Annotated in this window: 10 protein-coding genes and 1 pseudogene; 1 reads left to right on the top strand and 10 read right to left on the bottom strand. The window is 43.0% G+C overall.

Features of this window, described 5'->3' with window-relative positions; translation table 11 throughout:
* Positions 1 to 818, bottom strand: an 818-nt coding sequence (locus tag FPZ45_RS24150) for a hypothetical protein (RefSeq protein ID WP_186438551.1), incomplete at its 3' end; no start/stop codon positions are given.
* Positions 819 to 1,066: 248 nt separating this feature from the next.
* Between FPZ45_RS24150 and istB the strand changes: the two are divergent.
* Positions 1,067 to 1,826 (top strand): annotated as a pseudogene (gene istB, locus FPZ45_RS24145) (IS21-like element helper ATPase IstB).
* 133 nt (positions 1,827 to 1,959) lie between these two features.
* Here the strand turns inward: istB and FPZ45_RS24140 are convergent.
* The 9 genes from FPZ45_RS24140 to FPZ45_RS24100 all read right to left on the bottom strand — a co-directional run bounded on the left by FPZ45_RS24140 (position 1,960) and on the right by FPZ45_RS24100 (position 11,102).
* Positions 1,960 to 2,364, bottom strand: coding sequence for a hypothetical protein (locus FPZ45_RS24140; protein WP_144707224.1), 405 nt, complete (start codon positions 2,362 to 2,364; stop codon positions 1,960 to 1,962).
* Between the two features lies 1 nt (position 2,365).
* Positions 2,366 to 5,362, bottom strand: a complete 2,997-nt coding sequence (locus FPZ45_RS24135; protein WP_144707223.1) for a contractile injection system protein, VgrG/Pvc8 family — start codon at positions 5,360 to 5,362, stop codon at positions 2,366 to 2,368.
* A 17-nt stretch (positions 5,363 to 5,379) separates the two neighbouring features.
* Complete coding sequence (locus FPZ45_RS24130; RefSeq protein ID WP_144707222.1) at positions 5,380 to 5,964, bottom strand: DUF4280 domain-containing protein; 585 nt, start codon at positions 5,962 to 5,964, stop codon at positions 5,380 to 5,382.
* Positions 5,961 to 6,479, bottom strand: a complete 519-nt coding sequence (locus FPZ45_RS24125; protein ID WP_144707221.1) for a hypothetical protein — start codon at positions 6,477 to 6,479, stop codon at positions 5,961 to 5,963. The genes FPZ45_RS24130 and FPZ45_RS24125 overlap by 4 nt, the downstream gene beginning before the upstream one ends.
* A gap of 16 nt (positions 6,480 to 6,495) precedes the next feature.
* Positions 6,496 to 7,644 carry a pentapeptide repeat-containing protein gene (locus tag FPZ45_RS24120; RefSeq protein WP_186438550.1) on the bottom strand — a complete coding sequence of 383 codons (1,149 nt, stop codon included), beginning with the start codon at positions 7,642 to 7,644 and terminating at the stop codon, positions 6,496 to 6,498.
* A 20-nt stretch (positions 7,645 to 7,664) separates the two neighbouring features.
* A complete protein-coding gene (locus tag FPZ45_RS24115; protein WP_186438549.1) occupies positions 7,665 to 9,182 on the bottom strand; it encodes a contractile injection system protein, VgrG/Pvc8 family in 1,518 nt (505 codons plus the stop codon).
* Positions 9,183 to 9,256: 74 nt separating this feature from the next.
* On the bottom strand, positions 9,257 to 9,679 hold the full coding sequence (locus FPZ45_RS24110) for a hypothetical protein (RefSeq protein ID WP_144707218.1): 423 nt from the start codon (positions 9,677 to 9,679) through the stop codon (positions 9,257 to 9,259).
* A gap of 51 nt (positions 9,680 to 9,730) precedes the next feature.
* A complete protein-coding gene (locus tag FPZ45_RS24105) occupies positions 9,731 to 10,300 on the bottom strand; it encodes a hypothetical protein (protein WP_144707217.1) in 570 nt (189 codons plus the stop codon).
* A 25-nt stretch (positions 10,301 to 10,325) separates the two neighbouring features.
* On the bottom strand, positions 10,326 to 11,102 hold the full coding sequence (locus tag FPZ45_RS24100; protein ID WP_144707216.1) for a DNA and RNA helicase: 777 nt from the start codon (positions 11,100 to 11,102) through the stop codon (positions 10,326 to 10,328).
* Between the last annotated feature and the right edge of the window lie 62 nt (positions 11,103 to 11,164).

Below are 11,164 nucleotides of genomic sequence, written 5' to 3'. Positions count from 1 at the left end.
TCCGCAATCTCTTCAAGAGCAACCACATTGCGAGTGTTTACGAATTTATCGGATAACTTCAGTATACCGTGTTTGGCCAGCATAGATAAACTGACTACTCCCAGTATGATCCCCATGTTGTTAAGATCTTCTTGATCGATACCAAACACTCTCTGCTTGATATCGGTTTTACCTTCATTTAAGGCTTCTAACTCTTTCACACTGATTACAATCTGCATCGCGCCCAATGTTGCTCCAGCGGTAGCGATAATAGCAAGGTAAACTGACATTCCGCCTGTCGGTATGGAAAGGACTATAGCGACCACACCCATTAATATGCCAAGTACAGCCGCTGTCATTTGAGGATCTATCTTTAGGATTTGGTTGCTATAGCGAGAGAGATAAATGACTGGCATATCTTTCTTGCTTAGATACTCTGGCTTCTGGGGAATCAAACTTGCCAGTTCCCATTCCTTTAACTGATCCATATCAATATGTTTGACCAGCCCGTCGATTAGTCCGCTTACTCCGCCTACCACTTTATCCCATACGGTGGAATTCTTCTTCTGCTCCGCAGGTTTCATCATTTGATTCGTACTTTGCTCGGCTAATCCCTCCCCATTCGATACGTTTGTTTCCGTTATACTGCCCTTATTGTTCTTCGCTACTTCAATCGCTTTATGCCTCTCTGCCATTGCCTGTCCATATTCCTTATACTGTGCCTCATAATTACTCTTATTCTGAGCTAGCTCTTCCTCTGACTTCTCTCTCGATTCTTCCCGTTTTATATTTTTAGTTAAATACTTTACCTTTAACTCTTCTTTGTCATACTTCCCCATTTTGACTCGAGAAAGTTCCTTACGATTTGGGTCATTATTCACTCTCTACTACGGCGGCACGCTCATCGCTAAGCATCCGAAATCGCTGGCACGACACCAGGTCATCAGCAATAAAAAACACTTCGAGGGGATTCGAACAGCGACGAGTCGACCGGCCTTGGAACACGCCTCGCTTCGTGCCGAATGCCGCACCAGAAGTGTTGGAACGCCCGCTGTCGGCTTATGAAGTGCTTATGGAGGAGGGTCCAGTGATGCTGCAAGAGAGACTGGAAGATGCGATCCGCCACTTTGGATGGGTTCGCATACCCGAAATCCTTCACCAGCACGCCGAAGAAGCGTCTATACGTAATATACTGTAATTGGAGTTTCTGGACAATCTGCTTGCGGAAGAATTGCTCGCCAAACGCGGACGCGTCTTGCGCATTTTCCATTCCGTAAGACACTGGACCAGTTTGACTTTGCCTTTCAGTCTTCCATCGACGAACGTCGAATGCGCGACCTGGCGACACTGCGATTTGTGGAGCATCAGGAGAATCTCGTCTTCTTAGGACCGCCGGGCGTGGGCAAGACACATCTTGCCGTAGCGCTAAGCTTGGAAGCAATCAAGCAACGTTATACAGTCTACTTCATCACGGCTCACGATCTCGTGCAGACACTGCTCACATGACGAATACGATCAAGCAAAAAATGAAGATGTTCATAAAGCCGGATCTACTCATCAACGACGAACTCGGCTACCGGAAGATGGACGAGACTGCTGCGTACTTCTTCTTTCAGATCGTCTCCGAACGATATGAACGCGGCTCCATCTTGCTTATGTCGAATAAGACGATTGGGGCTTGGGGTGATATCTTCGGGGATACCGTGCTGGCTACGGCGATCCTCGATGGCCTCCTGCATCACTCCAGCACGGTAAATATCAAAGGTGAAAGCTATCGAATCAAGGAAAAGAAAAAGGCCGGCTTCTTTCGTCCCGAACCTACTGACGAAGGAGAAGCCGACCGATGAAACTGGGGAATTTTTGAGCGATTCTTTTGGGGAGTTTTCGTCCGATCTTGACAGCCCAAACTTGTCGCGAAGTTTTACCGACAAAAAGCGTGAGCGGTGACACTCTGAAGAGAAAGGGTGACGTTAGATTCATTTAAGTAATTGCTTTAAATGGAGGATGATTCGTTTCCTTATTAAGCAACTCAGAAGGTCTTCTAAATCGTGAGCTTGATTTAAGCTTGATAATTATGATATCCTCCTTAATTTCATAGACGGAGACATTTATCCATAAAGGATAATGCAGTCTCGGATGAACAAGCATATTAATAATATCTTCTAACATGAACTCTCTATCATTAATATTCTCTTTACTTAATATACCTAATCTCATGAAATCATCATTTGAGTTGTGACTTTTTTCTGACTCCTCATCTACAGATAGTATAAATTTAATAACATTATAAGCATGAATTTTTTGAAGTGCGAGTAATTCCTCTATTGTTTTCAATAAGTTTTCCTTAAACATATTCCTATCCATTTGATTAAATGAATATTTCATATTATTTCTTAACCTCCCATCTGCTGTCCACCCAATATTTCGTAATAAATCCTTCGCTATTAAATTCGAATTTATACATTTCCATCCATGTCTTGGAGGTATCGATTCCCGCTTTTCTAAATAAATCATCAAAATGTGTAGCCTCTTCAACTGTAGGTCTATAGTGTCCAGAATCATTGGAAATTCGTCTTAATTGTCCTTTGCCATCTAATTTAATTGATCCTGCTGCTTTTACATCCATATTATTAGCTAGAAATTGATGCTTATTTCCTATTATCAATTTACCTTCAGCATTAATAATAAAATCAAATTGAGTTTGTCCATTTACCCCTTTTATTCGTCCATTTTCAATCTGATATGGGGTTATTCGTCCATTTGATGGGATTGGGTCATTAGGAAATTTATTTGTAATTGATGCTTTGGCTCCATCACCAATATTTGACGCATCTCTTGTAGTTTCGCTTATACGAATAGTCTCCAAAACACGCTCTGAACTAATTACATTATTAGATGGTGTTACAACTTTACTCAAATCCGCAATCTCTTCAAGAGCAACCACATTGCGAGTGTTTACGAATTTATCGGATAACTTCAGTATACCGTGTTTGGCCAGCATAGATAAACTGACTACTCCCAGTATGATCCCCATGTTGTTAAGATCTTCTTGATCGATACCAAACACTCTCTGCTTGGTATCGGTTTTACCTTCATTTAAGGCTTCTAACTCTTTCACACTGATTACAATCTGCATCGCGCCCAATGTTGCTCCAGCGGTAGCGATAATAGCAAGGTAAACTGACATTCCGCCTGTCGGTATGGAAAGGACTATAGCGACCACACCCATTAATATGCCAAGTACAGCCGCTGTCATTTGAGGATCTATCTTTAGGATTTGGTTGCTATAGCGAGAGAGATAAATGACTGGCATATCTTTCTTACTTAGATACTCTGGCTTCTGGGGAATCACATTTGCCAGTTCCCATTCCATTAACTGTTCCTTATCAATATGTTTGACCAGCCCGTCGATTAGTCCGCTTACTCCACCCACCACTTTATCCCATACGGTGGAATTCTTCTTCTGCTCCGCTGGTTTCATCATTTGATTCGTACTTTGCTCGGCTAACCCCTCCCCATTCGATACGTTTGTTTCCGTTGTACTGCCCTTATTGTTCTTCGCTACTTCAATCGCTTTATGCCTCTCTGCCAATGCCTGTCCATATTCCTTATACTGTGCCTCATAATTACTCTTATTCTGAGCTAGCTCTTCCTTCGACTTCTCTCTTGTTTCTTCCCGTTTTATATTTTTAGTTAAATACTTTACCTTTAAATCTTCTTTGTCATACTTCCCCATTTTGACTCGAGCAAGTTCCTTACGATTTGGGTCATTATTCACTCTCTCCCTGATGTTAGCTCTCATTGTAGCTTTTGTCGAATCAGGAATATACACGACACTATGGACTCTCTCAAACCATTCAAGTTGATAATTAAACAGCTCATTTTCAAATTGATCATCTATATATAATTCCTGCAGCTCTTCATCCGTTAGCATGTCAACGAAGTCCATTTCGACTTTCTCAAAATCAATCCTTGCACTACGTATTCCAATCTGATAGGGACTCATCATCACATACTGCTTCGTATTCGTTTGTAGTGCGATGAACTCCTTAGCTGTCATCCTAATAGACTCCAGCACTTTGTCTGATTCCTTATTCCCCATGTCTATTACGTTACCGGCCAACAGCAATATATCTTCATCCGCATTAACACTTATACTATTCTTATCCAGACTTAAAGAGACCGTCCCCTTCTCGAACAGTACCCCCGTGTCTTTAAGCTCCATCTTTGCTTCGCCTGGCATATGGAACGCTTTCGTAGTCGGCGTCTGAAATACCGTTCGGGACTGCATCTCTTCATGATTGCCGCGCACGGAATTGATCGCAAATGCTTTCTTCTCTATTCCGTCAGGAAAATATACTTTGATTCGTGCGCCTTCGTCCGGCATACAATGAAAAATGTTGTTTCCTTCCGCTGAATAAGGGAACCACCAATTTCCTTGCTTATCATGCACTTTATCAATATCCAGATGAACTTTTACCATATTATTAGCACGCTTTACCACTTTGCCTTCCAACGAAACGCCCTGGATAGCTCGATTCATTTTAGACTTCCGTCGAAGTGCGCTTCTCTTAACTAGAACATATTCTCGTATTAGACTACCCTTATCGTAGGTTATTACAGATTTGCTAATGACCCAAGTCTGATGCTTAAAGCTTACATTCTCGCCCACCTGAAAATATTGATCCGATAGGACGCTGTAGCTAATCCATTCGGACTCCGTCAGTGTTTCGCCGGCGGCTTTGTAAGTTAAGTAGCTGGCTCTATCCTGAATCATCGAATAACCATTTGCCTTAAGTACTTTTCCCCAAGAAAAGTCTGGAACTCCGAAGTAAACCCTTGTTGCGTCCATTGTGACATCAGGTAAAATAACTGTGCCGATTCGGGATGCTAATCGCTTCAGAAACTGCCAATCGGTCTCTTCGTATTGTACGATAAGCTCGCCTATTACTGCGCCAGGCTGCGTTGCTTCGTTCTGAGCGTCCCCTCCGGGATAACCTTCTACAAGCTCCTTAATTATATCCGTGTAAGTATTCTGCTTGTTCTGGTAAGAGCGACTATTTCGTTGCATATCCATCTCATAGGTTCGAGAAACCGCCTCGATCGTCACGCAGGGGATGCCGTCCTCTACACTTATATCAACGCTAGATATTCCTCCGGAGAACCAGTATTCATTCTGGGGAGTGCCCGGCTTGCGGATTAATAGACTATCCTTGTAGCTTGCATTTCGCATACAAGCTTCCGAGTGCTTCTCGGTCATCATAACCGTCAAGTAACAACGAGTATGTTCATTGAACGATTGTACAATTTGCAAACTACGAACCGCCTTCAGTTCATAGGGGAATTGCAACTGGAATCCATCGGCTTCATGCCAGGCTTTCATCCGAACACCTTCCCTCTTTACTTCATGTAATGCTCTATAAATTGAATAGGAGGGATGTCCATCCCATTAGTTAAAAACCGAATCGTTCCATTGTTTTTGCAACGGAGACAAGACTTATTCGTCAAGACTGCAACATTATTGATAAACACATTGCTACTTCCGAACTCCCATTCAGAGTCGATCTTAGGAACGCAGGGATACACAAATTGCATTTCGTATGTCTCAGGATTAAAAGCGACGGGAAGACCACCGATTTTATCTGGGGGAATTTTATATTCCTCCACAATCTTAGCTCTTGGGTGAATTTCACTCCGGCAATAACCAAAGGAATGAAAGTTACCGTCTATGTTTTTACCTACCACCTCTGATTCAGGATTACGGCCCGAAGAAGTAGACGGATTGCAATCTTTTACCGTCATCATAGGATTTTCGTTAATATAAACCCCGTTCACTGTTGGCTGATTCAGCACTTCTTCATGTGTCCCATTTGTGCAATGCATAAAAGCACCCCGAGTTACAAAAGTCTCTGTCGTTCTCCACGGAGTCAATGTAAGCTCGTTAATCATTTCTTGAGTCAACTGTTCAAAAAACACATGCTTCATTTCAAACCACTCCTCTGGGATTGTATTCGTCTAATACGAATGCCATATAAGCTTCTTCTGAGCAAGCCTTCTGCAACATCTAACCTTACCGCTAAACCAGCCTCTGGAAATTGTGAAATCTTGAAAATATTTAGATCGCCTACTAAATTCTCGTCAATGACTGCCAACTTGACGATCCCGTGCTCAATTGTGGATTTCGTACGAGATATACAGTCTACTACCGGTATGTCAATCAAACCGTATCGGGAATTTTCATAGGTTAACGGATCTGTAACGACGACGACTTTATATCTTAAATCAGGTTTGAATTGCTTTAATATTTCGCAGATTTCTGTTGAAACAAGCAAGACAGGGTGTTCAATTACGCTCCTGTACACCAGTTTTTTCCCCGACTTAACGACGGCTGTCTCATCTTCATTCGCTTGGTCAAATCCGTTCAACACCCGATCGGAAAACAATATATCTCCACCGATCGAATCTAGACGAGAGTCATGACTAACGAAGAAATATTCCATGTCATTCCCTCCTTTTCTAAGAGGCATTTCCTTCAACCCAGCTTATGCTTTGACGCTGATCCCCGGAAAGCAGAACCCGATCAGCATCACGCTTGAGCATATAACTGCCGGTTAGATCCGCATCAGTAAAGTCCGTTCCATTTAACGCGGCATTTAAAAAATCACCAGCAAGCCTCGCCCCTCGAAAACTGGCATTTGTTAGATTTGCCCCTTGGAAATTAACTCCGTGAATCCCAAATATCATCCCTCGTTTTTCGTTCATCAGGTTACGCTGTGCCAAAACGTGATCAAATCTGGCCTGTTCCAAATTACAATTGCGAAAATCTGCATCAAATAGGGTGCTCCCACTAAAATCAACCAAATCGCATCTGCAAGCTTCAAATTTGCTACCCAACAAGTAGCTATTTCGCATATTACTTTGGGTCAAGCCTACATTCTCCAACCGAGCATAGTTCAAATTGATCCCTGCATACTGACCATAAGAAACGTCTACGTCTTGAATATGTTCATAAATGTAATCATGGTCAAATAAGCATTCCAGCCAGCCTTTGCAAGAGACCGACATTTTCTTCGATTCATTTATACGATAGACAGATTCGCTTTCATTCTGATCTCTGTACTCGCAAACGCGTATTTCAAAAAGCACTTCTTTTTCTATGCTGCGAAAAGAAGCAAGCCGCACGACACGATCCATAGCATAACGTACAGCATGCACCATGAATTCATGAAATGGAAATACTTGTTCTTTCATCCATGCTTCCAACATCGGGCGATCTATTTGCCCTGCATACTTTCTTCTATCCGCATCGCACAAGTCTTCCAGTTTATTCATGAAGCTAAAAATCCAATATGCATGATAGCGAAAGGGCGATAGTTTAACGCGATCTAAGGTCTCAATGTCAAAAGCCTCCAGCATATAGACGGGTTGGCCTTCTATCATGCTTGTTCGTAACAGAGAAATATGGATACAAGCGCATTTCTGCATTTCACCTGCGTCCTGAATTCTTCGAAGGTTCTGACAAAACTGATCAAAGATCAATACAAACTCCTGTGCAATCAAATCCTTATGTTCACAGAAATATTTGTACAGATTCCGGATCTGCTCCGTTCGATGGGGCAGAGCGTCAACTTGGACAAAATGTTCCCATTTCTCACGGGCATTCATAGACCCAACACTCCCCGCCATTATTTTTCCATCAATACTTCGACACCTTTAATCAGCACTTGGCCTTGGTCGATTTTGAATTTTGCAAGGCCTTGAGCAGTAGACATCTCAATTTGATTGGCAACCATCATGATCGATTGCGATACCATTTCAATCTGTTTGCCTGTTTGAATTGAAATCTTATTACTGCTGTTCAAAATTATCGTACCCGCGTTCGTCAATGTTATAGCTGCGCCACCATCGGCACCTACGATTGTGATCTTGTCTTCCTCGAACAATATTTTCTGACCCGTTGGTGTCAGCAAATATTTTGTATTCGGATTCTTCATCAAATCATCTTTCACTTCACTATCGTATTGAATGATAGGCTGCAGAATCTCCTGTTTTACGACGGTAGTCGTAACGTTCTTTGGGGTGCTATTCTGAGTTGCTTCTTGTGGTAGCTTCTTCCTAACCGAACTAATGGCAATTCCTTCTGGTTCTTTAGTGCTTGGGAAGTAAAGACGTATATCATCGCCTTTCTCCGGCATGCAGTACCATCCCGTCTGATCATCGGAAGCGTACATCGTAGAGTAGGGGAATGGGGATGAGGTTTGTAAGCTCCAATCCTGGTCATAGTCCAGTTGTACTTTAACCTCATCTCGAACGACTTCCCTCACTTTGCCCTGAATAGACGCGCCAATAATATTCCGATTGAATTTCTTCCTTTGGTACCCTGCTTTCTTGGCACAGAGTGTGTATTTGTTTGTAAGTACGCCTCGTGTCATTTCCGTCTGAACTTCAAAGACATGAAGCTTCCGTCCCTTAAACGTGACTTTGTCGCCTAACTCTAGTATTTGATTGAGTTCCACTTCGTAGCTAATATAGTCTTGTTCATTAAGGTTAGGATTGTCTGAATCCACCTCATTTTTATAGGCCAGTAAATCTTTAAATACCCGATAATGAGTGCTTTTTAGTTCCCCAGCATTCCGATCGTTAGGAAACCCCAAATACATGCGGATGCTATCTTGCGTCGTTATAGGTATAAGTACTGTATGATAATGGGAAGCTAATCGCTTTAAAAATTGCCAGTCGGTTTCTTGGTACTGTAGGAGATAAGCACCAAGTGAGCGTTCGTCGGAAAATGTATTTATGGTTTGCGCCTTGGGGTAATTGTTGTTGATTTTCTTCATCACATCAGTGATCAACATCGAGTGGTTCTGAAATGAGCGATATTCTTGCTTGATGTCCATCGCATACGTATGGGAAACAGCTTCAGCCTCCAGCCAGTACACCCCTTGGCTTACTTTGACTTGCAGTCGTAGAATCATGCCATGAAACAATCTCTGACTTTTCCCGGAAGCATCGGTATACAGCAGCTCAATTGCTGTCTGTTCATCCGCCATCCGTACATAGCTTTCTTCTTTATCATCCGGAATAACCCCCGTGAAGGTCAGTCTGGCATGTTCGTTGATTTTCTTGACAAGCTTCACATCATGTAATCTCATCTCGAAGGGAGCAATCTTTAAAGCATCATAGGCGACGATAGGTGTTGACATTTGGTTCATCTCCTTTGCTCAATTTGGGACTTATGATTTTATGACTGAAACGAATAACCTAAGCATTCCAACGATCAATCCAGCTCGGAGATTTCCGTGCGATTGAGTTGTAGACTGTTCCTTTTCTTAAGCTTGTGATATGCGAACGCCCCTGAGATGCCTTGACCAAACATGTAGAGATAACCCATCGACATCATTATCGGAACCAATGACATAGTATCTGACCCCGACATCGGACCGGCAGAAATTAAATATATTATTTTCGAATACAAATAGCATACAAACAACAAAATTGCGCAAACACGACTTTTTCTATACACACCTAAAGTTAATCCTACAGGGATCGCCAAATCAAAATAAAATATCCAATCATATTCGTATTCTAAATAACCCGATCCGAAAGTTTTCATAAGCAAGGTTGTGACAGAACAGAAAACGCCTGCAATGACCGCATTCCTTATCTTGTTTTTTGCTATCGTGAGTTCATCATGCAGCACTAGATTCGCATCCTTCCATTGACTCGAACTCCACCTCTATTGAAACATCCATTATGCCTGAACCCGAAAACCCAAACTCTCCAACAACTTAGAACGTTTCTGCAACTCATGTTCAACCTCGCCTAATTCCAACTGCGGATTCCGTTGCTTCAAACGTTCGAAAAACACTGCAAAGCCGCTTGTATCCAGAGGGACTCGAATCTTCTTCCCTTGGCCTGATAATTCCATACAGCCTCCGAACAATCTTGTAAATGTAACTTGATTTATTTCATCAAAAGATAGACGCCTGCCAATAAACAACCGGTAGCTGCTCACGCCGTCTTGGTCTACAACCGTTCTCGATACACTAAACGCAAGAGTCGCAAACCCGAGTATCACCAGGCATCCGCTCATCGTCTGCAAGAGTAGCAAACTATCCTCTGAAGTCATGCTTGGATCCTGGAAATACCCCAGAGTTAATGCTATTACTGCAAGTAGAAAACCAACTAGCGGTCCAATACGGGTGATCGCGGCCCTCCTTAATAGCAGCTCTCCTTGACTGTTGTAGGTCGAACCTTTATAAATAACCCCTAAATAATGCTTCATGATTATTTTTGCCAACCGCAATTTTAGAACGTACATAACATTAATCCTCCTTTCGTCTGTCTCAATCCACCAGCACCCGCTGAACGCCGCCCCTGCGAAAATCGGATCGGGCTTGATTGCCGCCTCGTGTCTCGTTCAATAGCTTCACGAAGCACCGGTGGATGAACTCGTTATTAGCCTCTTTCTGCTCCATGTTCATCCGAGTCGACAGGTATCTCATGATCAGTTCCCGATCGACAGTACCTTCGTTCATGCACAGCATTCCGAATGAAATATCATAAGCATCCGTACTCCCGTTCTTGAGCAGCTCTGATCCAAAATACCGCATGACGAAGGGAGCCAGAGTACTTTTGCCGCGACCTGCATAATCTACGTGAATGAGATTCACGGTATTGTATTCCGTCGTCATGTCCGCAAAGCTCTGGTAGTCCATACGGAGTCTGGCCCCCTGCTTCAGCTTAAATCGTCCAAGCTCTTGCTCGTCCGGCTTCAATTGAACATTCTCGTCGAGTACGATATCCGCCGCATAGTTAATGAAGTCGCCTTGCAATGGAGACTCACTAAACCGAAGCTTAATGAGTGTCTCCCTCCCCGTTGCTTCGTAGGCCATCTCGCGTTCATCCGGCATCACATACAGTCGCCCATGATGAATAACGATGCCCCTCGTGATGATCAACTTCTCTCCGGACACCTTTACCTCTGCTCCGCTCACGATGCCGTTCGAGTATCCGCTCCAATACGTTTCATTAAAGTGTCTCGGGTAGTCTCTGAGGTTGTCCAACATTTCCGTCTTCAAAATCCTACCCTTAAGAAATTGCGGATACGGGTTGGTAAACATCAATGCATCCCTCCTTTCTGGCTATTAATCACTTGCATCATACGGCTTCATGGATCCTATGA

This window comes from Cohnella terricola (assembly GCF_007786475.1).
Classification (GTDB): domain Bacteria; phylum Bacillota; class Bacilli; order Paenibacillales; family Paenibacillaceae; genus Cohnella; species Cohnella terricola.
Note: the sequence above shows the minus strand (reverse complement) of the source record. Positions and strands in the feature narration are given on the sequence as shown.

Coding starts and splice junctions, on each gene's coding strand:
- FPZ45_RS24140 (WP_144707224.1), bottom strand. CDS start 2,364: ATGAAATATTCATTTAATCAAATGGATAGGAATATGTTTAAGGAAAAC.
- FPZ45_RS24135 (WP_144707223.1), bottom strand. CDS start 5,362: ATGAAAGCCTGGCATGAAGCCGATGGATTCCAGTTGCAATTCCCCTAT.
- FPZ45_RS24130 (WP_144707222.1), bottom strand. CDS start 5,964: ATGAAGCATGTGTTTTTTGAACAGTTGACTCAAGAAATGATTAACGAG.
- FPZ45_RS24125 (WP_144707221.1), bottom strand. CDS start 6,479: ATGGAATATTTCTTCGTTAGTCATGACTCTCGTCTAGATTCGATCGGT.
- FPZ45_RS24120 (WP_186438550.1), bottom strand. CDS start 7,644: ATGAATGCCCGTGAGAAATGGGAACATTTTGTCCAAGTTGACGCTCTG.
- FPZ45_RS24115 (WP_186438549.1), bottom strand. CDS start 9,182: ATGTCAACACCTATCGTCGCCTATGATGCTTTAAAGATTGCTCCCTTC.
- FPZ45_RS24105 (WP_144707217.1), bottom strand. CDS start 10,300: ATGTACGTTCTAAAATTGCGGTTGGCAAAAATAATCATGAAGCATTAT.
- FPZ45_RS24100 (WP_144707216.1), bottom strand. CDS start 11,102: ATGTTTACCAACCCGTATCCGCAATTTCTTAAGGGTAGGATTTTGAAG.